We start from the raw sequence: 26,581 nt of genomic DNA, 5'->3' as shown, positions 1-26,581 counted from the left end.
TTTTATTTTAAATATTATAATAATTTAAAAGTGTAACCTTGTTTTTGAGACTCTTTTATATATTGCTCTAAAATTTCAACATTTGTATCTGATACAGCATGCAGTAAAATGATACTACCATCTTCATTATGATTTAGTAATTTTTTTAGAGAAGTTGAAGGATTAGGTTGATTACTTGTATCCCAATCTCCATAAGCAAAGTTCCAAAAAATTGTCTTATAGCCTAATTTATTTGCTAAAAATAAGCTAGTTTCTGAGTATGCACCTTCAGGTGGTCTCATTAATTTGGCAAATTTATTTGATTTAATAATCTTCTTGGCTGTTGTTTCCCAAGTAGTGATATCATCATATACATCACTTGCAGCTGTTTTAGCTTGATTTAGATGTTTTTCTGTATGATTTGCTAAATTATGCCCTTCATTGGCGATTCTATTTGCTACACTGGGATTTTCCTTTATAAATGCTCCTGTTGCAAAAAATGTAGCTTTAACCCCGTTTTTATTTAATATATCTAAGATTCTTGAAGTATTATTTTTATATTCATATCCATTATCAAATGTTAAATATAAAGTCTTACCACTACCTCCAATTTTATTGTAACCATTGTATTTTTGTAACAAATCTAAATTAGCAGGATAGGCATAGCTCCATTCATTAGGCTTAGTAGAAAGATTTGAGTTTTCTAATGCTTTAATTATGTCATTTTTTGATGTTGAAACATTCTTATCTTTATTATTTGTTTCTTTATCAGTTTCTTTATTTGCACTTTTGTTATCGGCGAAATCCTCTTTAGGTATACTATTTACATCAATATTTAGATCTTCATAGTTAGCCCAACCACCTGGGATTTTCGAATCTCTTGAAAGATTAATTGCATCTTTTACAATTTTGAAAATATAATATTCTCCCTTTTTGTAGAGGTGAGTTGGTTTTGTTTTATTTTTTGCATCAGATGCAGTGCCATAGATATTAAAATCTTTATTTACTGAAATCTTCTTGCCTAATTTAATATCTTCATTAATTATTTCTTTTTCTGATTCGGTCTCAGTTTCAATTTCTTTAGTAGAATCTTCTTTACTTTCTTGTTCTGTTTCTTTAATAGTTTGAAGTTCTTTTATAGTATCATCTAAAATTACATTGTCATTTGTTTCTTCATTATCATTTTTTGGAGAACAAGCATTTAACAAAATTAAAAATAATGTAATAATTGAAATTATTTTTACTTTTTTCATATATACTCCTAACGTTTATATTTGTACATATGATATCATTATATTAAAGAAAAATCACTTTTTTTAAATATATTAAGGGGGAATATATGGAAAATTTAAGTATTTTCGTTAATGGTAAATGGGTAGATTCTAGTTCTAAAAATGTAATAGAAGTTGAAAATCCGGCTAATAAAACTATTTTTGGTAAAGTAACTGCTGCAAATGAAGAAGATGTGAATCTTGCGGTGAAAGCTGCAAAAGATGCTTTTGTAGATTGGAAAAATACTCCTATTGATAAAAGAATAGAATATATTAATAAAATGATAGAATATTTTGAAAAAAATGTTGATGAGATAGCAGATATTGTAGTTCAAGAATTAGGATCAATAAGAAAAATTACTAAACAAGTACATGTTATTGATTATATTGAAGATGCTAAAAACTATGTTAGATTAACAAAAGATAAGGAAATGATAGAAGATAATGGAGAATACAAAGTATATCATGAGCCTGTTGGTGTTGTGGCTTGTTTAACTCCATGGAATTTCCCGTTCGGACAAATTGAAAAGAAAGTTATCCCTGCATTGTTAATGGGAAATACAATAGTCTTGAAACCTTCACAAAAAACACCTTTTTCTTCTTTCTATTATGCAAGGGCGGCTAAATATGCTAATCTTCCTGCAGGTGTTTTTAATTTAATCACAGGAAGAGGAGCAGAAGTTGGAAATGTGCTTGCTAGTCATAAAGATGTGGATATGGTTTCATTTACAGGATCAACAAAAGGAGGAATTGAAGTATCAAAATTGGCACTTGATTCAGTTAAAAGACTAGCCCTTGAGTTAGGAGGAAAGTCTGCTTCAATTTTACTTGAAGGATATGATTATGAAAAAGCAATTAAAAAAACTTTAAGTGCAGTTTATCCAAATGCTGGACAAGCATGTTCTTCTAAAACAAGATTATTAGCACCTAGAAAAGATAGAGAAAAAATTGAAGAAATAGTTATAAAAGTTACTAAAGAATATAAACATGGTAATCCGGATAATCCTGAAAATGATTATGGTCCTGTTCAATCTAAAGATGCTTTTGATAAAGTGATGAGATATATTGAACTAGGCAAAAAAGAATCAAATCTTCTATATGAAGGGGAATGGATTGAGGATGATGGATATTATATTCCACCTGTTGTATTTACTGATGTTGACAATAATTCAAAAATTGCACAAGAAGAAATTTTTGGACCTGTTGAATGTATAATTTTCTATGATACTGTAGAAGAAGCGATTGAGATTGCAAATGATAGTAAATATGGATTACATGGTATGGTGTTTGGTCCAGATGATGAGGCTTTAAGAGTCGCAAGAGAAATAAGGACAGGCCAATTGCAAGTAAATGACGGTTCAAGAGGACATTTTGCTCCATTTGGAGGATATAAGCAATCTGGTATTGGTAGAGAAGGTGGTAAATACGGACTTGACGAATATACAGAGATTAAAACAATTTTTAACTAGTTTAATGTTAAATCTATGTAAAATGTAATATTTTTCTCAATATTATGATTAGATAATAGAAAAAACTGGTATAATATTAACATAAACATTAGGAGGTTTATATGAATGATTTATTAATCCTTGGTGCAGGATTAGGCACAGGCACAATTATTTTAATAGCAGTTGCTGTATTAGTAGTCTTTATTATTATGTATTTTATTTCAACATATAATGGACTAGTAAATTTAAGAGAATTTGTTAGAAATGCGATGAGTAATATCGCAGTTCAAGTAGAATCAAGATGGGATGCTTTAAAGAGCTTGATAGATGCGACAAAAAAATATTCAGAACATGAAGCTCAAGTATTGACTGAAATTACAAGGGCAAGAGGTGGCATTACAAAAAATTCATCTGCAAAAGAAGTAGAAAAAGATGATGAAATGTTTACTCAAGCAATGAATAGATTAAATGTTGTTGTTGAAAATTACCCAGAATTAAAAGCAAGTGATTTATATACAAAGACTATGGATAGTATAAATCAATATGAAAATAATGTAAGGATGTCTAGAATGGTTTATAACGACAGCGTTACAAAGCTAAATAGAACAATTCAACAATTTCCATCATCAATTGTTGCTGGTATGTTTGGATTTACACAAGAATCCTACTTCCAAAATACAGCTTCAAAAGCTGAAATGCCACAATGGTAGTTAAATTAAAAGATAGATTTACAAAAGTTTTAGTTACATTCTTAGCGTTTTTATTTGTATTTACAATTTTTCTATCAAAAAATGTAAATGCAGAAAATACGATTGATACAATTGATATAAAAGCAGAGATACAAGATGATGGTTCTGTTATTATTAAAGATCATAGAATTTTTTACGCTGAGACAGGCACAGAACATTATGTTTCCATTGGTAATTTAGGAGATTCAGAAATTTATGATTACAAAGTTTTTGATGAAAATGGAAAAGAATTAGAAAATGTAGGTACATGGAATGTAAATGCTAGTTTAGAAGAAAAAACTGGCAAATATGGTATAAACTATACAAATAATACGACTGAATTATGTTTTGGTATAGGTGAATATGGTAGAAGAGAATTTACTTTGCAATATAAAGTTTCAAACTTTGTTAGAAATCTGAGTGATGATTATCAAGCAATTTATTGGAAATTTATCAATGAAAATCTTCAACCATTAAACAAAGCGACAGTTACCATTACGAATAATAAAGGTTATGAATTTGTCTATCCTCAAACAAGAATTTGGGGATTTGGATATAGAGGAAAAACTGAGATTAAACCAAATGAACTTATTGCGGTTACAGGTGATAATTTTAAAACTTCTGATTATTTAGTATTTTTAAATATTTTCGAAGGAAAAGTATTTAATACTAATGCTAAATTTGGTATCAGCTCTGAAGATTTGATCGAAAAAGCAAAACAAGTCTCATATATCTATAAAGAAGATGCTGCAAATGATAGTGGTTTTGCAAATGATTATAATAAAGAATATAATAGAGGATTTTGGGATACTATAGCTGATTTTTTCCCAATATTTGTACCTGTTATAGTTGGGATAATTTTTACTATTTTTGGTATAGCTAATACAAAAAGAAGTAAGTCAAAAATAAAAATGCCAAACATTAACGATGTAGAATACTACAGAGAAGTACCTTATAATGACTTTATAAAAGTTGATTATATAACAGAGTCAGAAGTATCTGATATCATTTCTGCTTTGATTATAAAATGGATAAATAAAGGTTTATTAAAAAATGATTTAGAACAAGTTGGGTTAATATTTAAGAAAGATCAATTAGCATTACGAATATTAAAAGAAGATGTGACATTTGATTCATCTATAGAAAATGATTTATGGGATATGGTGATTGAAGCATCAGAAGGAGATGGTGTATTATCTCAAAAAGAATTCAATAGCTATATTTCACGTAATATTGATGATTTTAATGAATGGGTAAAAGACATTTCTACTAAATCTAGAAAACATCTTTTAGAAAATAATTATTTAATTAAAGGACAAAAAGGTAGAATATTTAAGCAAATCACATATGATTTAAATGATAATGCTAAACAACTTCAAAGAAATATTGTTGGATTTAAGAAATACCTAAAAGACTTTTCATTATTAAATGAAAGAGGTATGTCTGAATCCGGACTTTGGAAAGAATACATGGAGTGGGCAGCATATATGGGTATAGCTGAAGAAGTGTATGATCAGTTTAAGGTTATAGATCCTGGATATGTTGAAAATCTTCCATATACACCAAATACAATAATGTATACACATTTGTTTGCAAGATCTGTACAAAATACTTACAATTACGCAAACTCTAGTTCATCTTATTCATCTTCCGGTGGAGGTGGTATATCCTTTGGTGGAGGTGGCGGCGGCTCCTTTGGTGGAGGATCCGGCGGCGGAACTCGATAATCAATATTTTGATATAAATATAGTAAAAATAGTAGTGATAATTCAAAAATCTCTACTATTTTTTGTTTTTAAATTAAATTAGGAGTATACTTATATTGACAAAAAGATAATAAAGCAAAGGAGAAATTATGAAAAAAGTTTTTAAGGCAAGTAAGATTTTTTTAGAAAATGAAATTTTAGAAAATGCTTTTATGGTTGTTGAAGACAAAAAAATTACAGATTTCTTAACAGAATATGATGGTGAATATGAAGATTTTGGAGATAAAATAATAGCTCCAGGACTAGTTGATACTCATGTTCACGGATATAAAAATGCTGATGTGACAGATGCCATTGAAGGTGAATTGAATACTATGTCTGTTGGTATGCTTGAAATGGGGGTTACTTCATTTTTACCAACTACATTGACTTCTTCTGTTGAACAATTGAATAAGGCTGTTGAATTAATTGGAAAAGAATATAAAGACGCAAAAGGTGCTAAAATTAAAGGTATATTTATGGAAGGACCATATTTTACAGAAGAATTTAAGGGAGCTCAAAACCCTGCATATATGTCTGATCCTAGTATTGAACAATTAAAGATTTGGCAAGATTTGTCAGGTGGTATAATTAAGAAAATAGCTATTGCACCTGAAAGAAATGGTGTTGAAGAATTTATTAAAGCAGCAAAAGAAATGGGAATTTATGTAGCATTAGCACATTCAAATGCAACTTCAGAAGAAGCATTAAATGCTGTGGATGCTGGAGCAAATATATTTATTCACTTATACAATGGTATGAGAGGATTACACCATAGAGAACCAGGAATGGTCGGTGCGGCTTTAGCTTCTGATGCCTTTGCTGAATTAATCTGTGACGGACACCATGTCCATCCAACTGCTGCTAAAATTGCAGTAAAAACAAAAGGTCACGATAAAGTCTTATTAATTACTGACTGTATGAGAGCCGGTGGCATGGGTGAAGGCGAATCACATCTAGGTGAATTTAAAGTTATCGTTAAAGATGGTACAGCTAGATTAGAAAGTGGTTCATTAGCTGGTTCTATTTTAGACTTAATTGATGGTGTAAAAAATGTTAAAAATTGGAATATCGCAGATTTAAAACAAGCAGTAGATATGGCTACTAAAGTGCCAGCAAAATCAGTTGGTCTTGAAGACGAATGTGGTATCCTAGCGGTAGGAAGAGATGCAGACTTTATCGTAATTGATAAAGATGTAAATCTATATAACACATATGTAAATGGTGAAAAGTTATTTACTAAATAATAGAAAATAATAAAAGTGTTAGAAGTGAGTTAATTTATATAATCACTTTCTAACACTTTTTTATTTTAAAATTAATACTTTATTTAATATTATTTCTTAATATTTCGTATATTTCATCAACACTATTTGATGATGTAAATGTATTTAGTATTTCATCTCTTTTTAATAGAGTGGCTAATGATGCAAGAATCTTTAGGTGATTATTACCTTTTCCTGATGATGCAATCACTATTTCAGCTATATTTCCATCACCAAAGTCAATACCTTCTTTAAATTGTAAAAACACAATACCAGATTCGATTATTAATTGTTCTGATTCTCTATCTCCATGAGGTAAGGCTACTCCGCTGCCCATGTATGTTGACATTATATTTTCTCTATATAGCATAGATTCTACATATCCATCTGCAACATAACCGGCTTCTAATAATTTATTTCCTGCCATTCTTATAGCTTCTTCTTTAGTTACTTTGCTTAAATTTAAAAATATATTTTCTTTTTCTACTGAAATCTTTGACATAATTCCTCCTATTGTTATGTAATTAGTATCCAACATTAATTATATCAAATTATTAACTAAGATAAAAATATAATCTAAAATTTTGTAAAAGCTTTATAAATGTGTCAATATATAAGTATAGGGTAAATATTGCAGGTTGGATTTATGGAGAATTTAAGATTATCAAAAGATATAGCAAAAAAAGTGAATAGTATTGGTGGAACGGCATATTTTGTCGGGGGTTATGTTCGTGATAAAATAAGAGGTGTCGAAAACTATGACATAGATATTGAAGTTCACGGGATTTCACAAAATGATTTAGAAAATATTTTGAAGAGTTTTGGTAATGTTAATATCATTGGAAAAAGTTTTGGTATATATAATATTGAGCACAAAAATTTAGATATTGCCTTACCGAGAAAAGAAAGAAAGATAGGGGAAGGACATAAAGGATTTGATGTAAATGTAGATCCATACTTAGGTGTAAAAAAAGCCTCAAAAAGAAGGGATTTTACTATCAATGCAATTATGCAAGATATATTAACAGGAGAACTTATTGACAATTTTAATGGTATAAATGATATAAAAAATGGCTTGATTAGATTTGTCAATAAAGAAAGTTTTATTGAAGATCCGCTTAGAGTTTTTAGAGCTTGTCAATTTGCATCGAGGTTTAATTATAAAATTACTGATGAAACTATTAAACTTTGCAAAAATATCAATACAAGTTATCTATCAAAAGAACGTGTTTTTGAGGAGACTTCAAAAGCTTTATTAAAGTCAAAAAATCCGTCCATATATTTTAACTATTTAGATAAAATGGGGCAGTTACAATCTTGGTTTAATGAACTAAAGGCTTTACAAAATATTGAACAAAGTCCTATTTATCATAAAGAGGGCAATGTCTATACACATACTATGATGGTATTAGACGAAGCAGCTACATATAGAGAGTTGGTCAATTATGAGGTGTATTTCATGTTTGCAGCACTTTGTCATGATTTAGGTAAAGCAGTTACAACATTTGTAGAAAATGGAAAAATAAAATCACTAAAGCATGAAATTGAAGGTATTGCCATTAGTGAACAATTTCTTAAACGACTAACAAACAATAAAAAGTTAATCTATTATGTAAAAAATATGGTCGAACATCACATGAAACCAAATATGTATGCTTTTCAAAATTCAAGAATAAAAGCAACAAATAAACTTTTCTACGATTCAGTCGATCCAAATGATTTAATTTATCTGGCATTAGCAGACCATAATGGTAGGATAACATCTCAAGAAACAGAATATCCACAAAAATATTTAAAGGAAAGATATGAAATATATAAAGAATATATGACTCGGGATTATGTCAATGGTTATGATTTAATTTCTGCTGGTATTGAGCAAAATGAGCAATTTTCAAAATATATGGATTACGCACTTAGTTTTAGATTGTCTGGTGTCAATAAAGAAGATGCATTAAAACAAATTTTAGCAATACATAAAAAACAAATAAATGAGAAATAAAATAATAGCTTAATAATGCTTGCAAATGGGTATAGGGTATTTAGTGTAATAAATAAAAACAATTACATTTTAGGAAGGTATAATATGAAATGGCAGGGAAGAAGAGAAAGTGATAATGTAAGTAAATCAAGCGGTGCGGGTAGAGGTGGTAGACCTTCACTTGCCGGTATTGGTGGTTTAGGTGGTACAGGTATACTTATCTTGCTTGTAGTATCTCTATTAATGGGGCAAAATCCTTTAGAATTTATAGGTATGACAGGTACAGATACCGGTAGACAAAGTGAAAACACACAAGAGTATACACCAAGAAATGAACAAGAAGCTGAAATTGAAAAATTTTTAGCTGTTGTTTTAGCTGATACAGAGGATGTTTGGCATAAAGTTTTTAAAGAACACGGAAAAGAATATAGAGAGCCAAAATTAAGAATTTATCAAGACACTGTAAATACAGCTTGTGGATTTGCTTCAAATAATATGGGACCTTTTTATTGTGGTGGCGATGAAACGGTATATATAGATGTGTCGTTTGCAAATCAACTCGCCACAACATTAGATGCAGCAGGAGACTTTCCGTTTGCATATGTTTTGGCACATGAAGTCGGACATCATGTACAAAATTTAATTGGTACTTTACAAGAGGTACATAATTTAAGAGGAAGAGTATCAGATCGTGAATTTAATAAGCAAATGGTAAGATTAGAATTACAAGCTGACTATTATGCTGGAGTATTTGCTAACTATGTTAGAGAAAAAGGATATTTAGAAGAAGGGGATATCGAAGAAGGATTGAGAGCTGCAACAGGAGTAGGAGATGATAGACTACAAGAGATGCAAGGTGGCAGAGCAAATCCGGATACATTCCAACATGGTACAAGTAAACAAAGAAGTGAATGGTTTAGAAGAGGTGTACAATTCGGTGACCTAGAACACGGTAATACATTTGATTTAGTAAATTAATATTTTTAGAGCACTTTAGTATGTAAGCTAGAGTGCTTTTTATTTACAATTTTTTAGACTTATTATATAATTCTAAAAAAAGTAACGGAGACAATAATGAATATTAACATAGATATTAGCAATAAATTATTTAATACAGAACGATTAAAATTAAGACCATGGGAATTAACAGATTTAGAAGATTTTTATGAATATAGTAAAGTAGATGGTGTTGGACAAATGGCTGGATGGCTGCCACACAAAAATATTCAAGAATCTAGAAATATTTTAGAACATTTCATAAAAAATAAAAATGTACTTGCAATTGAATACAATGGTAAAGTTATTGGATCAATTGGTTTACATAATTACAATGAAAAAAAATGGCCTGAATTTGAAAACCTTAAATGTAAAGAAATTGGCTATGTACTTTCTAAAGACTATTGGGGATTAGGAATTATGCCCGAAGCTGTAAAAGAGATAATAAGATATATGTTTGAAGATGAAAAATTAGATATTTTATTTTGTGGTTATTTTAAATTTAATTCTCAATCAAAGAGAGTACAAGAAAAATGTGGATTTACTTACTATAGTGATCAAGAAATAACTACTTTATCTGGAATAACTCATGATGGCGTAATTAATATATTGAGAAAAGAAGACTGGATAAAATAGATTATTATGGCAATAATGTAAATTTGAGTCTTTGAGTAATGGATTGTTGTGTTTTAGCTTTATATTAGATTTTGGTACCAAATTTTAAAATTTCAATTTTAGTACCATTTCTACTTAAAATTTTTGGTACCAAATTTTAAAATTTCAATTTTAGTACCATTTCTACTTAAAATTTTTGGAACTAAATATTAAAATTTCAATTTAAGTACCAATTTTCACCAATTATTAAAAAATATCTGCTGGAGATTTAGCTCCAGCAGATATTGATAAGAGTTTTATTTTTTTATTTCCATGATTTCATCAGAACCAGCAGTTACATTGCCAGATTGTTTTGATAATGATTTGATATCATCCATATTTGTCACAACTACAGGTGTTTCAATTGGGTAGCCTTTTTCTTTAAGTAAATCTAAGTCTACTTTTACCAATTTATCTCCAGCTTTAACTTTTTGTCCTTGTTCTACGAAAACTTCAAATCCTTCACCTTTTAATTCTACAGTGTTCATACCAATGTGAATAAGAAGTTCAACGCCTTTGATGTTTAATCCTATAGCGTGTTTTGTATGGAAGACTTGCATTACTTCACCATCAGCAGGTGCTACAACTAATCCTTCAGTTGGTCTAATTGCAACTCCGTCACCTAAAAATTTTTGTGCGAAAGTAATATCTTCCACTTCAGTTATATCAATTATTTCACCTGTCATTGGTGCTACCAAATTGATTTTTTTACCAAATAATCCCATTATTTCCTCCTAATAATTTCTTCTTGCAATTCTTCTAAATGTGTGTCTTTTCCCTTTAATTGCAAATGAATATGTCATGATGTTTTCTGGACTTGCAAGGCCAGGAGATAGACCACTATCACCAATATGATGCATATCAGTACCTGACATTTTTGAATTTAATGCAATTGTTCTGATTGTATCTTTATCTGCTCCTTCTTGTGAAGTACCTATAGCAGTTAAACATATCTTATCATATTCATGAATAAGATTAACATATTTTTTTACATTTTCCAAATCAAATCCTGGAACTGTGCCCGGCGCAGGTATCATTACAATATCTGTACCCGCTTTAATGAAATCTATAACAACTTCTTCTGATAATAAATTTTCACCATTTTCAGTTAAAGAACCCGCACTATGCATCTTACCAGATGCAATAATGATTTTATTTCCAAATTTTTCTTTTATTTTTTTGATAGCATTGAATAAATCCGTATTGGTTATACCTGTCCCAGGGTTAGCTGTCAAAACTAGTATATCGACTTCTTGATCAATTAATTTCTGAACATTTTCTAAAGTCGCTAATCTTCCTTTAGTTAATTTCCAAAAATTATCATCATCTTCTTCAATTTCCAATGCTGGTTCTAAATTTACTCCAATTAATCTATTTGTAAGTTCCTTCACTTTTTTTAATGGTTGATCAGAAACTATTCCATTTATAATATTTTTGTCAACATCAAATAAATTAAATAGTAATATATCTGAACCCATCGCTGTAGCTAGTTCAGCGTTTGACACATCACCAAGAATAGGTGGAAATGCTCCAATATTTTCAGTAACTAGAACTCTACCTTCAGAGAGTTTAATGCTTTCTAGTTTTTCTTTTGCGCTCAGTCCACTTAGATCTGAGGCTTGTGCATCTAGTAATCTTTTAACCATAAAAATTCCTTTCAATTATTTGTTAAATTCATTATAACAAATTATATGGAAATTATACAATAATGAAAATGATAACATTGTGATAATAACACGCTTATTTATATTGTATTATACTATAAAGATGTTATAATATAAACAGAAAGGTTATAAAGGAGGAAAAATGAAATATTTACAAAAATTAGGTAGATCATTTATGCAAGTAGTTGCAGTATTGCCACTTGCTGGTTTACTTTTAGGTATAGGTTATGCTATTGACCCTGAAGCTTGGGGTGGAAATAGTCCATTAGCAGCTTTCTTGATTAAAGCTGGTGGTGCAATCTTAGATAACATGGGATACCTATTTGCAATTGGGGTTGCCTTTGGTTTAGCAAAGGATAATCACGGTGCAGCAGGATTAGCAGGTGTAGTATCATTCTTAACAATTACTACTGTTTTAAGTGCTGGAGCTGTTGCTCAACTTAAAGGATTAGATCCTGAAGCATGGGCTAAAGCAAATCCATTTGAAGTACAAGCATTCAAAACAATGGGACCAGGAAATGTATTCGTTGGTATTATTTCAGGTATTATTGGTGGAGAAGTATATAATAAATTCCACACAGTCAAATTACCAGATTTCTTAGCATTCTTCTCAGGTAGAAGATTAGTTCCAATTTTAGCATCAGTTATTTCATTAATTGCTGCAGGTATATTATTCTTTGTATGGCCAATTGTTTTCGTTGCATTAGTTAAATTTGGACAAACATTATTAGGAATGGGACCAGTAGGTGCAGGTATCTATGCATTCTTTAATAGATTATTAATCCCAACAGGATTACACCATGCATTAAACCAAGTATTTTGGTTTGATTTAGTAGGAATAAATGACATTCCTAACTTTTTAGGTGGTGCAAAATCTGCAGCTCTAATTACAGCCACATATCACCCAGGTATGTATCAAGCAGGTTTCTTCCCAATCATGATGTTTGGTTTACCAGCAGCTGCTATTGCTATGTTTACTGAAGCTAGACCTGAAAGAAAGAAATTTGCTAAATCATTATTATTAGCAGGTGCATTAGCATCATTTGTAACTGGTTTAACAGAACCAATTGAATTTGCATTTATGTTAGTTGCTCCAGCATTATACTTAGTACACGCTGTATTAACAGCTGTATCAGTATTCTTAGCTGCACAATTTGGTATGTATGCAGGATTTGGTTTCTCTGCTGGTTTAATTGACTTGATATTATCAATTAAAAACCCAATGGCAGATAAAATCCCAATGCTACTTGTTCAAGGTTTAGTATTCGCAGCATTATACTTTGTAATTTTCAAATTTGCAATTAAGAAATTTAACTTACAAACACCTGGTAGAGAAGCTGTTATTGCAGGTGAAACAACTGAAACAAGCTTTGATGTATCAGATAGAGATTTAGCTGAAAAAATCTTAGCTGGTTTAGGTGGAGCATCAAACATTGATACTCATACTAACTGTGCTACAAGATTAAGATTAACAGTTAAAGATGATTCTAAAGTAAACGAAGCAGCAATTAAGAATTTAGGTGTTCCAGGAGTTATGAAACCTGGTAAAAACCAAGTTCATGTAATTGTTGGACCACAAGTTGAAAGAGTTTACGACGAATTTAAAAAATTAGTGTAAATTTAATATAAAATAACCTTTTAGGAGGCTGTTGTATAATGATTGAGATGTCATTTTGCAACAGTCTCTAATTTTTTGGAAGGTTTAAGAAGTAAAACAATTAGATTATAATTCTAAAAGACAATTTTTTAATAAGTATGTTATAATTTATAGATAAACGGTTTGTAAAACTAGAGATAGGGGGATGTATGAGAATAGATAAATTTCTAAAAAATTCTAGGATAATTAAAAGAAGATCTGTTGCAAAGACAGCAGCAGAAACTGGTAGGATAAAAGTTAATTCAAAAGTTGCAAAACCGGGTACAGATGTAAAGATTGGAGATATTTTAGAAATTGAGTTTGGTGATAATACTGTAAAATTTGAGGTATTAAAGATAATAGAAAACACTAATAAATCTAATGCTGAAGAGATGTTTAGAGTAATCGAGGATTGAAATGAGAAAAATAAAAAAATCAAAAATAAATAAAAAGAGATTTATTCCTTTTATTTTTTTTGTAGTGTCAACGGTAATACTTATAATCATGTTAACTCAATATATTCATCAAAAAAACATGATTAAAGATCTAAAATCAAATACTTCTATACTAAAAAATAAATCTAAAGAATTACAACAAGAAATTGATAGATTGACAAAAGAAATTGAAGAAGTAAATTCATTAGAATACATAGAAAAGAAAGCTAGAGAAGATTTGGGAATGATAAAAAAAGGTGAAAAAATCTATGTTGATGATGAGACAAATAAAGAAACTCAAAATGAATAATTTAAAAATGCAATGTTAGATATAGATAGAGAAGTTTTAAAAAAAATTGAATATAAAAATGTATTGATTGCATTAAGTGGTGGTGTTGATTCCATGGTTATGTTTGAGATATTAAAATCATTTCAAAAGCATTATCATTTCAATATAGAAATTGCGCATTTTAATCATTTAACGAGAAATGGTCAATCAGATGAAGATGAAAAATTTGTTAGGAAAATTGCGGCTAAAAATGATATAATATTTCATGTTGAGAAAAATTCGATGGAAGAATATGCTAAATTAAATAATATTTCTTCAGAAGAGGCTGGTAGGATATTAAGACATAAATTTTTTAATAAAATTATTGAATCTAAACCAGATAAAAAAGATTGGTTTATAGCTCTAGCCCATAATTTAGATGATCAAGTTGAAACAATATTGATGAGGATAATCCGAGGTACTGGTATTGAAGGATTAAAAGGGATGAGTAGTGTTGAAAATAACATTGTAAGGCCAATGTTAAATATCAGTAAAGCTGAAATTATAAGTTTTGCTGAAAATAACAACATTTCCTATGTACAAGATTTAACAAATTTTACCAATGACTATACAAGAAATTCGATTAGAAATGAGCTTATACCTTTAATAAAGAAAAAATACAATCCTAATTTTTATGAATCTATACTTTCACTTTCAGATATTTCATCAAAGCAGATGGATTTTGTAAAAAATAATCTGCAAGATAAAATTGATGATATTGTAATTTATAAAGATGGTTATAAGACTATATTTGATAAAAACAAACTTTCGTCTTTTGATGAATTTACAATAATTGAAATGATAAGAATTGAAATAGATAGGATACATTCTAATTATAATTTTACTAAGATGCAATATAACGAAATACTAAAAATATTAAAATCTGCTAGAGGGGTAGATTTAATATTAAATGGTGTAATTTTTTATAATTCATTTAATAATTTCATAATAAGAAAATATAATGAAGATGATTATTTTGAAGATAAGAAAATGAAAGTTTTAAAAGGTAAGTATGATTTTGGTCAATATATTTTATGTATTGATGACAATGATAAAAAAAATATTTCCTTAGATTTTGGTGATGAGATTGTAATCAGACGAAGGAAAAATGGAGATCGCATTAGCTTAAATAATAGAGAGATTAAATTGAAAGATTATCTAATAGATAAGAAAATTGATAAAATAGATAGGGATATACTTCCAATAGTTGAATACAATAATGAGATATTATTAATAGAAAATATATATAAAAAGAATATAGGGTATAATGGTAAAGCGAGTTTAAAATTTATACCTAAATTAAGGAGTGAGAATGAACAATAATAGAAAGACGAATATTATATCATTGATTATACCAATAATACTGATGGTTCTTCTTTTTACTAAATTTGGCGACATTTTTATGAATTCGAATTCTATGTCAGTTGATAAAGTTGTTGAGCAAATAAAAGAAAACAATGTTAAGTCGATTACTACACAAGGTTCAAGAATAGAAGGTGTGTTAAAAGACAATACAACATTTAGCTCAGAACTTCCTGTAGAATTCCAAAAGAATTTATATGACAATTATCTGAAAGATAAAGTGGAATCAGGTAAGATCGTATATAGAGGATTGCCTGCAAAATCGCCAAGTATATTTTTAGAACTATTACCATCGATTCTGATGTTGGCAGGTTTTGCTTTTATATGGTATTTTACAATAGCTAAAAATATTAGCGGAAATAGCCAAGCGATGAAATTTGGTAAATCAAAAGCTAAGATGAATCTTGACTCAAATAATAAGATTACTTTTGCTGATGTTGCAGGTTTAAGAGAAGAAAAAGAAGAAATGAGCGAATTAGTTGATTTCTTAAAAAATCCTGCTAAATACGTTAAGCAAGGAGCGAGAATTCCTAAAGGTGTGCTTTTAGTTGGACAACCAGGTACAGGTAAGACATATATTTCAAAAGCGGTTGCTGGTGAAGCAAAAGTGCCATTTTATAGTATAAGTGGTTCTGATTTTGTTGAAATGTTTGTCGGTGTTGGTGCTTCTAGAGTAAGAGATATGTTTTTAGAAGCAAAGAAAAATGCGCCATGTATCATTTTTATTGATGAGATTGATGCGGTAGGTAGAAAAAGAGGTTCTGGTTTAGGTGGTGGTCACGATGAAAGAGAACAAACTCTAAACCAATTGTTAGTAGAAATGGATGGTTTTGAAAAGAACGAAGGTATCATCATGATAGCTGCAACAAATAGACCAGATATCTTAGACCCAGCTCTTTTAAGACCGGGTAGATTTGATAGAACTATTCAAATTTCTATGCCAGATGTAAGAGAAAGATATGAAATGCTACAACTGCATACTAGAAATAAAAAACTTTCTCCAAAGATTAACTTAGAAGATGTTGCAAAATCTACAGCTGGATTTTCTCCTGCTGAATTAGAAAACTTAACAAATGAGGCGGCATTATTAGCTGCAAGAAAAAATAAAGAAGAAATTACTCCAGAGTTAATGGATGAAGCGGCGATTAGAGTAATGGCTGGTCCAGAAAAGAAATCTAGAGTGGTAATTGAAAAAGAAAGAAAATTAACAGCATATCATGAAGCTGGACATGCAGTTACAGCACAATTCTTAAAAGAATTGGATCCAGTGCATATGATTACTATTGTTCCAAGAGGTTCTGCTGGTGGTTTTACAGCTTATTTACCAGATGAAGATAAATCATTTAGAACGAAAAACGAAATGAAAAATAGAATAGTTGCACTTTTAGGTGGTAGAGCAGCGGAAGAAATAGTATTAGACGATATTTCAACAGGTGCTTCAAATGATATTGAAAGAGCAACACAAATTGCAAGAGCAATGGTTAAAGTTTATGGTATGAGTGATATTTTAGGTCCAGTACTTTATGATGATGCAAGTGGAAATGTATTTTTAGGTGGCTCCAATTATTCTAGTGGAGACCATTATTCAGAAGAAACTGCAATAAAGATTGACGAAGAAGTTACTAATATTATAAAAAATTCATACGAAAAAGCTAAAGAATTGATAATCAATAATAGAGATTTCTTGGAAGAACTGGCTCAAAAACTGTTAGAAACTGAGACAATCCGTAAGGATGAATATATTGCAATCGCAAGAAAGTATGATGAAAATTTTAATATTCATGATTTTGATGAAAAAATTATAGAAGAGGAATAATATGTTAGCGGCAAATCAAGCAAATAGACCAAATACTGGTATGAACACAATAATATATTTTTTATATGGTGGATTAATAGTTTACTTTATCTATAAATTATATAAAACTCATATGGCGAAAAAAGAGTTAAAAGGAAAAATATTTGAGTTCAAAAGAGCTGTGCCTAAGATATTATGGATACTAGGTGGTTTAGTTTTAGCCTTTGGTATCTATAATGTAATTTACGGTGACATAGCTTCTGGAGCTCTAATGATTGCATTAATTGTCTTTTTATTGTTGGAATACACTGTAAAAAATTCATTTGCTGAAAATGGATTGATTATTGACTCAAAATTTGTGTCATGGAAAGAACTTCAAAAATGGGCATTTGATGCAGAAAAAGGTGAATTAGTAACTATCTATAAAAAGGGATTTGATGAAAGACAATCTTACATGAAAGTGGAGAAAAAAGATATCCCTGCAATAGATGAAATTATAAGAAAGTACAAATTAAAAAAATAAAATAACAATTTAATAAAAAATAAAATAATTGACTGGTATCTTTTTTAAGAACTAGATCAGGAGGAAAAAATGAAAAATATAAAAGATTTAACTATTTTAGGAATTATGACTGCTATTATTATAGTAATGGTAGCTGTGCCAGGCTTAGGTTATATACCAATAGGAATAATGAATGCAACTATAGTGCATATCCCAGTTATTATATTGGCTATCGTAAAAGGACCTAAATTAGGAGCGTTATTAGGGTTGGTATTTGGTATAACATCTATATTAAATGCTATATTAAGACCGGTAATAACTTCATATATATTTATGAATCCATTAGTAGCAGTTTTACCAAGAGTTTTAATAGGTCTAGGTACTGGATATATTTTTATAGCTTTAGATAAAATGATAAAAAATAAAGGTGTAAGTATTGGTATTTCTGCAGCTATTGGTTCAATGATAAATACAATAGGAGTTTTATCTCTAGTATTTATTTTATATGGTAGAGATTTTCTAGAAAAAACTGGTAGATCATCACAAACCATTGTAGGAGCTTTATTTACAATAGCAGGTACACAAGGTGTTGTTGAAATGATTGTTTCTGTTGTGATAAGTATACCAATAGCATATGCTTTGTTAAGAACTTATAAAAGAGGAAAAAATGATACTATTAATTGATATTGGGAATACGAATGTGGTTTTAGGTATTTTCGAAGGTAGTAAAAATATAAATAGCTGGAGATTAGAAACAAGACAAACTAAAACCATGGATGAATACGGTTCACAAATAGAATCTATACTTCTTCATGAGGGGATAAAACTAGATGAAATTGATGATGTTGTACTTGGTTCTGTTGTACCAACTTTACAACTAACATTTAAGCATCTATGTAAAAAATATTTAAATAAAACTCCAATCGTTATTGGAGAAAATACCAAAACTGGTATGAAGATAAATTATGAAAATCCAAAAGAAGTTGGTGCAGACCGAATTGCAAACTCTGTCGCAATGATGGAGCATTATAAATTACCTGCGATTCTTATTGATATGGGAACAGCAATTTCTTTTGATGTTGTAAGTAAAGATGGAGAATTTTTAGGCGGAGCTATAGCGCCAGGTATGGGTATAGCATCAAATGCACTTTTTGAGAGGACATCAAAGCTTCCAAAAGTAGAATTTGAATCACCCCGATCCGTTATAGGGAAGACTACGGTTGAAGCGATTAAATCTGGTTTAACCTATGGATATGTCGGCTTGGTTGATAATATTATTGAAGAGATAGCAAAAGCTCTAAAGACAACCACAAGTGCAGTAAGCATAATAGCGGCAGGTGGATATTCAGAATTTATTGCTGAAAGATCTAGATACATTCAAACTGTAGATAAAAACATCACGCTTGAAGGAATGAGATTGATTTATGAAAAAACAAAAGAAATAAATAAAAAATAATTTAATAAAATTAGAATTCTATTTTCGCCATAATGATTATAATTTTATATGAAAAAAGGCTGTTGCAAAATGACAGAATTGTCGTTTTGTAGCAGCCTTATTTAAATTGTTATAACAAATTCTGTACCTTCACCTTCGTTTGAAGATACACTTATTCTATAATTTAGTAAATCAGCATAGTTTTTTGTGATTGCTAGCCCTAATCCGCTTCCGCTTTGTTTAGTATTTCTAGCATCATCAATTCGATAAAAACGTTCGAAAATATGTTTCATATTTTCTTTATTCATACCAACGCCATTATCAGATATTCTTATGACATCTCTATTTTTGTAAGATTTGTGAATTATTGAAATTTCACCATTTTCATCTACAGCTTTGATAGCATTTGATAAGATATTGGAAAATATTTGTGTAAGTTTCATCTTGTCAGTTTCGATTATATTGTCCTTATCAAATGATTTAATTAATTTAATATTTTTCTCATCGATTAGTGGAGCAAAACTTGATGTTACATTTGTCAAAATCTCATTTAAGCTTGCTTTTTCTAAATTAAGTTTAGAATTTTCTTTTGTATTATTGAAAGATACTTCTAAATCATCAATCATTCGATTTAATCTTTGTATTTCAGAAATTAAAAGATTGATAGTATCTTCATCCGCCTCAATGATTTCATCGCGGATACCTTCTAAATGAAGTAAGAGATTTGTCATTGGCGTCCTAAGTTCATGGGCGATATCTCTTGCATAATCGGATCTAAAATTATCTTGCATTTCCAATGTAGTTGAAAGATAATCAATATCCGCAGATAGTTGGTCTAGTTCATAGATATTATATCTATGTCCTGATTTCTCAAAATCACCTTGTCTAATTTTTTTTGTCTGTGCTTGAATTTCCGTAATAGGATTAGTTACACTTCTACTAAAGATCACTATTAGCACTGTGGTTATAATCATCGTAACGATAAATATAATCGCGTATTTTTGAATAATTTCTTTCCTAAATTCCTTAATACTATTATCGTATTCATAAATATTATCGATATATGAAATTACTAGATATCCAACTTTATTTCCTAGACTATCTTTTAATATAAATTTTTGTGTTGCAAAGCTATTTTCAGAATAGTCTTTATAGTTTTTTATCCCGTTAAATTGTGAAATAAGTTTATCATCGTTATTGTAATACTTAATGGAAATATTATTCTCAGCTACATAATTTTCTAGGAGTACATTTGAAATACCACTTTCTAATTCAACTATTTTAACAATGTCTTTTGAAATAGTATCAAACTCTTTTTGTCTTTGTGTTTGAATGAAATTAAATAGGGAATTGTTAAAAGTAAATATCGCAGTAAAAGCAGAAGCGAATATCAAAAGTATCAAAATAAAGATAAATGTTCTGTTTAGTTTTTGACTAAGCTTCATATATTTCTCCAGCTTTATAGCCTAATCCATATATTGTTTTAATATAATATGGATTTTTTGGATTATCCTCAATTTTTGATCTGATATTTTTTATATGTGTATCAACAGCTCTATCAAATGCATCGTAATCATATCCAAATGATATTTCAATAATTTCATTTCTTGTGAATGTTTTATTTGGATTAGTAAATAGAGTTTTTACAATTAATAATTCATTTTTTGTTAGAGGAACTTCTTTATCGTCTTTTAACACTCTATTATTTTCTAGATCTACAATAACTCTTTTATCTAGTGATTCGATAAGATTACTATTTGTATTAATGGACTCTGTTCTTCTAAGTACTGCTTTTACTCTTTCAACAAATTCATTTCCAGAAAATGGTTTTTTTATATAATCATCTGCACCATTTCTAAAACCGGAAATTATATCTTTTTCACTTACTTTTGCTGTAACCAGAATCACTGGTATATTAGAAGTTTCCCTGATAACTTCTAATAAATTTTCTCCACTTAATTTAGGTAGCATTAAGTCCAGTACGATTAAATCATAATGGTTTTTATAAAAAAGATTTAATGCTTCAGAGCCGTCTTTAGCAATATCTGTAGTAAAATCAGATTTGTTAAGATAATTCTTTTCCATATTTGCAATGCCAGGTTCGTCTTCCACTATAAGTATATGTTTATTCAAAATTTACCTCCTTACAAATATAGAAGTCCAAAGGACTTCTATAAATAATATTATTTACCATAACTTTATTATGGATTATTTGGTTTTGGTTTTTGTGTTTCAGGCGTAGTAGGTTTTTTGGTCTCTTGAGGTTTTGGTTTTTGTGTCTCTTGAGTTGTTTGTGTTTCAGGTGCCTGAGTTTCTTGAGTTGTTTGCGTCTCTTGTGTAGTTTGTGTTTCTTGTGGTTTTGGAGCAGGTTGTGGGGCAGGTTGGTTAATCCTTCTTGTAGAAGTTGTCACCTTACCACTTGTAGTTGTGATTTGAATTGTTTGTAGACCATCAGGTCTAGTTGTTGTAACAATCACATCACCATTCATCCTAGTCTCAGTAACCACTACAGTACCATCAGATCTTCTAACTGTAGATTTTTGATTTGCTACAGGAAGATTTGAATATCTTGTTGGTGCTGTAAATGCCCAGTCTAAAGGTTTTATACCATTGAATTCATCTGGATTATAAGCAATAGGTCTGTTAACAAATACTCTCTTAGATCTTAAGTAATATGGAGTTTTATTTGAAGCTAATAAATTGTTACGTGTATCAATTGATACTTCGATATGTCCGTTTGATTGAGTAGTTGGTTCTGTACCTTTCTTGAAATACTCAGTATAAATCATACTACCTCTAGGATCTCTACTTGTTAAAGAAGATGGCAATAATCCATCAATCTTACTTACTTGTCTTTCAACAATATTATCAGGTTGTTCAAATTCAACAGCTTTCTTACCTTTAACAATGTCATTCATATAGTGACCAAAGAATCTTGATGCCACAGATGAATTTCCGACCATTCCGATTTGTACATTATCAAATCCTATCCATGTTGCTGAAGTATAGTATGGATTGAAACCAGCAAACCAAAAGTCTCTTTGATTATTTGATGTACCAGTTTTACCAGCAGTTGCTATACCATCTGGATTAGTAGAACCAGCAAGATAGCTTTGATTTAATATACTTGACATAACATTTGTAATTAAGAAATTTGATTCCTTTGAAATTACTTTAGTAGGTTTATGGTCATTTACAAATATCTTACCTACATTTTGTTTTTCAATTTTTGAAATGATATGTGATTCAACTCTTTCACCATTATTGGCAAATGTTTGATAAGCTGATGCAATATCTTTCACAGTCATACCTTTTGATAATGAACCAATACCCATAGATAAGTTTTGATCATTTACTTGAGCATCTTCACTTGCTTCAATAAAACTATCAGATTTTGGATCTTCTTTATTTATCAATCCAAATTTTTGTAGATATTCCATGCTCTTTTTAATACCTAAGTCACTATTAAGTATTTTTACAGCAGGAGGGTTTAAGGATGCTCTTAAAGCTTCTCTTGTTGTTACTATACCTTGATATGTTTTATTTGCATTTAATGGCCATGGAGTGTCTCCACCATGCATTTCATATGGCGTATCATCTATTGGATCTGCAAGTGTACGACCTTCTTCAATTGCAGGTGCGTAAACTGCTAAAGGTTTGAATGTTGAAGATGGTTGTCTATAGAAGTTTGTAGCTCTATCGATTGTGTCATCTCTACTTTTACCTCTTTTTGATACCATTGCTACGATTTCAGCATTTTTACTATCTAATATAACTGTAGCGGATTGAGGTTGAACTGTACCTTCTGTTTCAACTGAATAATATTTTTCATTTATTATTAAGTCGCCATCTTTAATTGTGTAAAAATCTCCTAAATTATCTAAATAAGATTTTTTAATTGTAAAACTTCCATCTTTGTGTTTTATTGTACTGTCTGTTGGTACATCTATTACACTTATTCTAAAAGTAACAAATTCATTGCTATCATTTATTTTATAAAATGGTAATACGTATATTCCGCTTGGTACTAAAGTCATACGTGAAGACTTTATAGTAACATCACCATTTTGTTCTACTGTGTACCATCCTTCTGGAACATAAATCTTGTTATTTTCAGTTAATAAGTTTGCTTTTTTATAAAATAGTTTATTTCCGTTATCATTAATTACATCACCAAAATCATCAAAACGCATATCGGCAAGTAATGGACCACCATTTTTGGTTTTATCTGAGAAGAAATTTGCAAAATCTTCATAACTTTTTTCTAGTTTTGCTTGTATATCCCAATCAATAGTTGTTGTTATATTAAGTCCACCAGTATAAAGTAGATTATTTGCTTCTTCTTTGTTCATGTTTTGGGTTTTCATGATAATGTCAATAGCTTCATTTTTAATTAAATTTGCTATATGTGATGGATATTCTTTTTTTAATGTTGATGCTGGTTTTACACTACCAAGCAAATCAAAATTAACTGCTTCTTTATATTGACTTTGTGTAATCTTACCAAGATCTAACATTCTCTTTAATGTATAGTTTTTTCTATCCACAACATTATCATTTAATACTGCAACATATTTATTTCCACCTACGTTATATTCTCCTGCAACTTTTGCGCCTTTAGGTACTGAAGTCGGAGAATATGAGAAGAATAGGGAATACTTAGATGGTGCTTGTACAATTGAAGCTAATGCAGCGGATTGTGCAAGATTTAGATCTTTTGCTGATTTTGAAAAATATGTTTGTGATGCAGCTTCAACACCAAATGAGTGTTGTCCAAGGAATATTCTATTTAAGTATCCTTCTAAAATATCTTTTTTACTAATTTGAGTTTCGATATTTAGTGCTAGATACATTTCTTGGATCTTTCTTTCCCAATTAACATCATCGGTTAAATAAATATTTTTTACTAGTTGTTGAGTAATTGTTGAACCACCTTGAGCGATACTTCCTGATCTTAAGTTTTGTACAAATGATCTTATAACACTCTTAGGGTCAACACCTTTATGTTCGTCGAATCTTTCATCTTCTAGACTTACAAAAGCATCTAAAAGATATTTTGGCATCTCATCTATAGGAATTATTTCCCTATATTCATCATATGCTATAGATTCGATTAAATTATTATTTTTATCAAAAATCTTTGAGTTTTCGCTAAGATTTAATAATATATTTTCTGGATTAATTTTTGGAGTTTTTTCTGCAACTTTAATGATAGATACACCTAGCATTGCTCCTATAGTAGTTACTATGATAAGTGTTACTAAAACAAATAGGGCAATTATCTGAAAAACTCTCTTAATTCCAGACAAAACTATATTAGATTTTTTGTCGTTCATAATATCTCCTTACTTTAAATAAAGCATATATTTTATTGCTTTATTATACCATAGAAATGAAGCAAATAAAACATACACTAATATTAGATATTTGCTATAATTAGTTAAGGTGGTATTATGGATAAAGAAAAAATTATAACAGTACATTTAAATAATAAAGGGAAATATACAGAAAATCAGATAAACGCTAAAATAGAAGAAATGAAAGAATTAGTCAGATCTTCAGATTCAGAATTTGTTGCAAGTGTTGTGCAAAATGTTAAGGAAATTAATTCTAAATATTATATTGGTTCTGGTAAAGCAGAAGAAATAAAGGAAATGGCAGAGAATTTGGAAGTTGATACAATTATTTTTGATAATGAATTGACGGGTTCTCAAATAAAAAATTTAGAAGATATCATTGGCAAAAAGATTTTAGATAGAACTGGGCTTATTTTAGATATATTTGCTACACGAGCAAAAACTAAAGAAGCTAAATTACAAGTTAAATTGGCGCAACTAGAGTATATGCTACCTCGTCTTGTTGGATACAGAAATTATCTATCTAGAGAGGGTGCGGGTGTTGGTACTCGTGGTCCAGGGGAACAAAAGTTAGAAACAGACAGAAGAGCGATTCAAAGAGAAATAAGTTCGATAAAATCTAAGTTAACTGATATTGAACGAATAAGAAATGTTGAAAGAAGTAAAAGGATTAATTCTGAAATACCAATTGTATCATTAATAGGATATTCAAATGTGGGTAAGTCTACAATACTTAATTCTATAGGTGATATGTCTTCAAATAATACAAAAAATGTTTTTGCGGACAATATGCTATTTGCAACACTTGATACTTCAGCAAGAAAAGTAAAACTTCCAAATGATAGAGATATAATAATTACAGATACTGTTGGATTTGTAACAGATTTACCAACAAAATTAGTAGAATCATTTAAATCTACTTTGGAAGAAATAAACTATTCTGATTTATTATTAATTGTAGTAGACGCTTCAAATGAAGATTATGAAATGCAAATTGATGCTACTAAGTCAGTACTTAAGGATATGGGTATAATTGGAAAAGATATACTTTATGTCTTTAATAAAATGGATTTGAATCCTGATTTTGTGTATTATGGTGGAATAGATAAAGAAATCTATATTTCCGCAAGAAAAGAAGAAGATTTAGATAAATTATTAAACAAAATTCAAGAAATATTATTTAAGGATTTTAAGATATACAGATCTTTTGTTCCATATACTGATTTAGATATTATAAGAGATAAAGTATATATACAATATAAGGATAGAGAAAAGTTTACTGAAACAGGAGTTGAAACCTATCTGTATCTTAATAATTCAGAATTAGAAAAATATAGAAAGTATATTATCGATGGTGAATAAAGAATTTAAGACAATTTTAGGACAATATAATAATCAAATTGAGATTAATAAGTCTATTTTTATTACAAATATTAAAAGATGTAATGATGAAGAAGAATCCGTTAAATTTATTGAAGAGATATCTTCACAATATAGAGATGCAACACATAATTGTACTGCATATATAAATGGGGAAAACCAGCTTATTCAAAGATACAATGATGATGGAGAACCAAGTGGTACGGCAGGTATACCGATGTTGGAAGTTTTAAAGAAAGAAGAGCTTACAAATATTTGCGCTGTTGTCACAAGATATTTTGGCGGGAAAAAGCTTGGAGCTTCAGGATTGATTAGAGCATATGGTCAATCTGTTTCGGAATGTATTAAGAAAAGTGAAATAATTTGGTTTAAGAATTATCATAAAGTAAAAATAAGTTTTGAATATCCTTATTTAGGGAAAATAGATAATTTCATTTCTAATAATAATTTCTTTATCAAAGATAGGAAGTATTTAGATATAATTGAAAATATTATGTATATTTCAATTAATGAATTTGAATTTTTTAAGACGCAACTTATGGAAATTACAAGTGCTAATATTAATCTTGAGATTTTAGAAACAGTGTTACTAAAGACAAAAAATAATGAAATTATTGAATAATA

24 protein-coding genes are annotated in these 26,581 nt (G+C 29.4%); 17 read left to right on the top strand and 7 right to left on the bottom strand.

The genetic code is table 11. The features are described 5' to 3' along the window. Positions 1 to 14 precede the first annotated feature (14 nt). Positions 15 to 1,232 (bottom strand): polysaccharide deacetylase family protein, encoded by a 1,218-nt coding sequence (locus tag HMPREF9709_RS09595; RefSeq protein WP_005398404.1) that lies wholly within the window; start codon positions 1,230 to 1,232, stop codon positions 15 to 17. Between the two features lie 86 nt (positions 1,233 to 1,318). Between HMPREF9709_RS09595 and HMPREF9709_RS04845 the strand changes: the two genes are divergently transcribed. The 4 genes from HMPREF9709_RS04845 (at position 1,319) to nagA (ending at position 6,418) form a co-directional block, all read left to right on the top strand. Then, a complete protein-coding gene (locus HMPREF9709_RS04845; RefSeq protein WP_005398403.1) occupies positions 1,319 to 2,719 on the top strand; it encodes an aldehyde dehydrogenase family protein in 1,401 nt (466 codons plus the stop codon). A 101-nt stretch (positions 2,720 to 2,820) separates the two neighbouring features. Then, positions 2,821 to 3,408 carry a LemA family protein gene (locus HMPREF9709_RS04840; RefSeq protein WP_005398402.1) on the top strand — a complete coding sequence of 196 codons (588 nt, stop codon included), beginning with the start codon at positions 2,821 to 2,823 and terminating at the stop codon, positions 3,406 to 3,408. Further along, entirely contained in the window at positions 3,402 to 5,153 is a 1,752-nt protein-coding gene (locus tag HMPREF9709_RS04835) for a DUF2207 family protein (protein ID WP_005398401.1), read from the top strand. The genes HMPREF9709_RS04840 and HMPREF9709_RS04835 overlap by 7 nt, the downstream gene beginning before the upstream one ends. 128 nt (positions 5,154 to 5,281) lie before the next feature. Further along, positions 5,282 to 6,418, top strand: coding sequence for an N-acetylglucosamine-6-phosphate deacetylase (gene nagA / locus HMPREF9709_RS04830; protein ID WP_005398400.1), 1,137 nt, complete (start codon positions 5,282 to 5,284; stop codon positions 6,416 to 6,418). Positions 6,419 to 6,497: 79 nt separating this feature from the next. On the opposite strand, the gene HMPREF9709_RS04825 is transcribed toward nagA, so the two are convergent. Beyond that, the gene (locus HMPREF9709_RS04825; protein WP_005398399.1) at positions 6,498 to 6,938 is read right to left on the bottom strand and encodes a PTS mannitol transporter subunit IIA; all 441 of its coding nucleotides are present in this window, start codon (positions 6,936 to 6,938) and stop codon (positions 6,498 to 6,500) included. 144 nt (positions 6,939 to 7,082) lie between these two features. Here HMPREF9709_RS04825 and HMPREF9709_RS04820 point away from each other — a divergent pair, with 144 nt between their 5' ends. The 3 genes from HMPREF9709_RS04820 to HMPREF9709_RS04810 all read left to right on the top strand — a co-directional run bounded on the left by HMPREF9709_RS04820 (position 7,083) and on the right by HMPREF9709_RS04810 (position 10,046). Next, a complete protein-coding gene (locus tag HMPREF9709_RS04820; protein WP_005398398.1) occupies positions 7,083 to 8,435 on the top strand; it encodes a CCA tRNA nucleotidyltransferase in 1,353 nt (450 codons plus the stop codon). Positions 8,436 to 8,519: 84 nt separating this feature from the next. Then, positions 8,520 to 9,392, top strand: a complete 873-nt coding sequence (ypfJ, locus tag HMPREF9709_RS04815) for a KPN_02809 family neutral zinc metallopeptidase (protein WP_005398397.1) — start codon at positions 8,520 to 8,522, stop codon at positions 9,390 to 9,392. 96 nt (positions 9,393 to 9,488) lie between these two features. After that, positions 9,489 to 10,046, top strand: a complete 558-nt coding sequence (locus HMPREF9709_RS04810) for a GNAT family N-acetyltransferase (protein WP_005398396.1) — start codon at positions 9,489 to 9,491, stop codon at positions 10,044 to 10,046. Positions 10,047 to 10,321: 275 nt separating this feature from the next. On the opposite strand, the gene HMPREF9709_RS04805 is transcribed toward HMPREF9709_RS04810, so the two are convergent. Both HMPREF9709_RS04805 and HMPREF9709_RS04800 read right to left on the bottom strand, forming a co-directional pair. After that, positions 10,322 to 10,789, bottom strand: a complete 468-nt coding sequence (locus tag HMPREF9709_RS04805; protein ID WP_005398395.1) for a PTS sugar transporter subunit IIA — start codon at positions 10,787 to 10,789, stop codon at positions 10,322 to 10,324. Positions 10,790 to 10,798: 9 nt separating this feature from the next. After that, positions 10,799 to 11,710 (bottom strand): DUF7916 family protein, encoded by a 912-nt coding sequence (locus tag HMPREF9709_RS04800; RefSeq protein WP_005398390.1) that lies wholly within the window; start codon positions 11,708 to 11,710, stop codon positions 10,799 to 10,801. A 160-nt stretch (positions 11,711 to 11,870) separates the two neighbouring features. Here HMPREF9709_RS04800 and nagE point away from each other — a divergent pair, with 160 nt between their 5' ends. The 8 genes from nagE to HMPREF9709_RS04760 all read left to right on the top strand — a co-directional run bounded on the left by nagE (position 11,871) and on the right by HMPREF9709_RS04760 (position 19,241). After that, positions 11,871 to 13,346 (top strand): N-acetylglucosamine-specific PTS transporter subunit IIBC, encoded by a 1,476-nt coding sequence (gene nagE, locus HMPREF9709_RS04795; RefSeq protein WP_005398389.1) that lies wholly within the window; start codon positions 11,871 to 11,873, stop codon positions 13,344 to 13,346. Between the two features lie 188 nt (positions 13,347 to 13,534). Continuing rightward, positions 13,535 to 13,780, top strand: a complete 246-nt coding sequence (locus tag HMPREF9709_RS04790; protein WP_005398388.1) for an RNA-binding S4 domain-containing protein — start codon at positions 13,535 to 13,537, stop codon at positions 13,778 to 13,780. Position 13,781: 1 nt separating this feature from the next. Beyond that, on the top strand, positions 13,782 to 14,108 hold the full coding sequence (locus HMPREF9709_RS04785) for an FtsB family cell division protein (protein WP_005398387.1): 327 nt from the start codon (positions 13,782 to 13,784) through the stop codon (positions 14,106 to 14,108). A gap of 12 nt (positions 14,109 to 14,120) precedes the next feature. Continuing rightward, positions 14,121 to 15,449: a tRNA lysidine(34) synthetase TilS gene (gene tilS, locus HMPREF9709_RS04780; protein ID WP_005398386.1), complete on the top strand. Its 1,329-nt coding sequence runs from the start codon at positions 14,121 to 14,123 to the stop codon at positions 15,447 to 15,449. Continuing rightward, positions 15,439 to 17,304, top strand: a complete 1,866-nt coding sequence (ftsH, locus tag HMPREF9709_RS04775; RefSeq protein WP_005398384.1) for an ATP-dependent zinc metalloprotease FtsH — start codon at positions 15,439 to 15,441, stop codon at positions 17,302 to 17,304. Before tilS ends, ftsH begins: the two co-directional genes overlap by 11 nt. 1 nt (position 17,305) lies before the next feature. After that, a complete protein-coding gene (locus tag HMPREF9709_RS04770; RefSeq protein WP_005398382.1) occupies positions 17,306 to 17,806 on the top strand; it encodes a DUF5673 domain-containing protein in 501 nt (166 codons plus the stop codon). Between the two features lie 69 nt (positions 17,807 to 17,875). Continuing rightward, positions 17,876 to 18,469 (top strand): ECF transporter S component, encoded by a 594-nt coding sequence (locus HMPREF9709_RS04765; RefSeq protein ID WP_005398380.1) that lies wholly within the window; start codon positions 17,876 to 17,878, stop codon positions 18,467 to 18,469. After that, the gene (locus HMPREF9709_RS04760) at positions 18,453 to 19,241 is read left to right on the top strand and encodes a type III pantothenate kinase (RefSeq protein ID WP_005398379.1); all 789 of its coding nucleotides are present in this window, start codon (positions 18,453 to 18,455) and stop codon (positions 19,239 to 19,241) included. Before HMPREF9709_RS04765 ends, HMPREF9709_RS04760 begins: the two co-directional genes overlap by 17 nt. A gap of 101 nt (positions 19,242 to 19,342) precedes the next feature. Here the strand turns inward: HMPREF9709_RS04760 and HMPREF9709_RS04755 are convergent, their stop codons facing one another. From HMPREF9709_RS04755 to HMPREF9709_RS04745, 3 genes are all read right to left on the bottom strand, one after another. Beyond that, positions 19,343 to 20,665 (bottom strand): sensor histidine kinase, encoded by a 1,323-nt coding sequence (locus HMPREF9709_RS04755; protein WP_005398378.1) that lies wholly within the window; start codon positions 20,663 to 20,665, stop codon positions 19,343 to 19,345. Continuing rightward, on the bottom strand, positions 20,655 to 21,353 hold the full coding sequence (locus HMPREF9709_RS04750) for a response regulator transcription factor (RefSeq protein ID WP_005398377.1): 699 nt from the start codon (positions 21,351 to 21,353) through the stop codon (positions 20,655 to 20,657). Before HMPREF9709_RS04750 ends, HMPREF9709_RS04755 begins: the two co-directional genes overlap by 11 nt. A 68-nt stretch (positions 21,354 to 21,421) precedes the next feature. Continuing rightward, positions 21,422 to 24,556 (bottom strand): transglycosylase domain-containing protein, encoded by a 3,135-nt coding sequence (locus tag HMPREF9709_RS04745; protein ID WP_005398376.1) that lies wholly within the window; start codon positions 24,554 to 24,556, stop codon positions 21,422 to 21,424. Positions 24,557 to 24,673: 117 nt separating this feature from the next. Here HMPREF9709_RS04745 and hflX point away from each other — a divergent pair, with 117 nt between their 5' ends. Continuing rightward, positions 24,674 to 25,939 carry a GTPase HflX gene (gene hflX, locus HMPREF9709_RS04740; RefSeq protein ID WP_005398375.1) on the top strand — a complete coding sequence of 422 codons (1,266 nt, stop codon included), beginning with the start codon at positions 24,674 to 24,676 and terminating at the stop codon, positions 25,937 to 25,939. Continuing rightward, complete coding sequence (locus tag HMPREF9709_RS04735) at positions 25,929 to 26,579, top strand: YigZ family protein (RefSeq protein ID WP_005398374.1); 651 nt, start codon at positions 25,929 to 25,931, stop codon at positions 26,577 to 26,579. The genes hflX and HMPREF9709_RS04735 overlap by 11 nt, the downstream gene beginning before the upstream one ends. Positions 26,580 to 26,581: the final 2 nt, after the last annotated feature.

Origin of the sequence: Helcococcus kunzii ATCC 51366 (assembly GCF_000245755.1) — a bacterium.
Taxonomy (GTDB): Bacteria; Bacillota; Clostridia; order Tissierellales; family Peptoniphilaceae; genus Helcococcus; species Helcococcus kunzii.
This window is presented reverse-complemented; position numbering and strand designations above follow the sequence as displayed.

Coding starts and splice junctions, on each gene's coding strand:
- ypfJ (WP_005398397.1), top strand. CDS start 8,520: ATGAAATGGCAGGGAAGAAGAGAAAGTGATAATGTAAGTAAATCAAGC.
- HMPREF9709_RS04820 (WP_005398398.1), top strand. CDS start 7,083: ATGGAGAATTTAAGATTATCAAAAGATATAGCAAAAAAAGTGAATAGT.
- HMPREF9709_RS04790 (WP_005398388.1), top strand. CDS start 13,535: ATGAGAATAGATAAATTTCTAAAAAATTCTAGGATAATTAAAAGAAGA.
- HMPREF9709_RS04810 (WP_005398396.1), top strand. CDS start 9,489: ATGAATATTAACATAGATATTAGCAATAAATTATTTAATACAGAACGA.
- HMPREF9709_RS04770 (WP_005398382.1), top strand. CDS start 17,306: ATGTTAGCGGCAAATCAAGCAAATAGACCAAATACTGGTATGAACACA.
- nagE (WP_005398389.1), top strand. CDS start 11,871: ATGAAATATTTACAAAAATTAGGTAGATCATTTATGCAAGTAGTTGCA.
- HMPREF9709_RS04835 (WP_005398401.1), top strand. CDS start 3,402: ATGGTAGTTAAATTAAAAGATAGATTTACAAAAGTTTTAGTTACATTC.
- HMPREF9709_RS04765 (WP_005398380.1), top strand. CDS start 17,876: ATGAAAAATATAAAAGATTTAACTATTTTAGGAATTATGACTGCTATT.
- tilS (WP_005398386.1), top strand. CDS start 14,121: ATGTTAGATATAGATAGAGAAGTTTTAAAAAAAATTGAATATAAAAAT.
- HMPREF9709_RS04755 (WP_005398378.1), bottom strand. CDS start 20,665: ATGAAGCTTAGTCAAAAACTAAACAGAACATTTATCTTTATTTTGATA.
- HMPREF9709_RS09595 (WP_005398404.1), bottom strand. CDS start 1,232: ATGAAAAAAGTAAAAATAATTTCAATTATTACATTATTTTTAATTTTG.
- HMPREF9709_RS04800 (WP_005398390.1), bottom strand. CDS start 11,710: ATGGTTAAAAGATTACTAGATGCACAAGCCTCAGATCTAAGTGGACTG.
- HMPREF9709_RS04785 (WP_005398387.1), top strand. CDS start 13,782: ATGAGAAAAATAAAAAAATCAAAAATAAATAAAAAGAGATTTATTCCT.
- nagA (WP_005398400.1), top strand. CDS start 5,282: ATGAAAAAAGTTTTTAAGGCAAGTAAGATTTTTTTAGAAAATGAAATT.
- HMPREF9709_RS04825 (WP_005398399.1), bottom strand. CDS start 6,938: ATGTCAAAGATTTCAGTAGAAAAAGAAAATATATTTTTAAATTTAAGC.
- hflX (WP_005398375.1), top strand. CDS start 24,674: ATGGATAAAGAAAAAATTATAACAGTACATTTAAATAATAAAGGGAAA.
- HMPREF9709_RS04735 (WP_005398374.1), top strand. CDS start 25,929: ATGGTGAATAAAGAATTTAAGACAATTTTAGGACAATATAATAATCAA.
- ftsH (WP_005398384.1), top strand. CDS start 15,439: ATGAACAATAATAGAAAGACGAATATTATATCATTGATTATACCAATA.
- HMPREF9709_RS04760 (WP_005398379.1), top strand. CDS start 18,453: ATGATACTATTAATTGATATTGGGAATACGAATGTGGTTTTAGGTATT.
- HMPREF9709_RS04840 (WP_005398402.1), top strand. CDS start 2,821: ATGAATGATTTATTAATCCTTGGTGCAGGATTAGGCACAGGCACAATT.
- HMPREF9709_RS04845 (WP_005398403.1), top strand. CDS start 1,319: ATGGAAAATTTAAGTATTTTCGTTAATGGTAAATGGGTAGATTCTAGT.
- HMPREF9709_RS04745 (WP_005398376.1), bottom strand. CDS start 24,556: ATGAACGACAAAAAATCTAATATAGTTTTGTCTGGAATTAAGAGAGTT.
- HMPREF9709_RS04805 (WP_005398395.1), bottom strand. CDS start 10,789: ATGGGATTATTTGGTAAAAAAATCAATTTGGTAGCACCAATGACAGGT.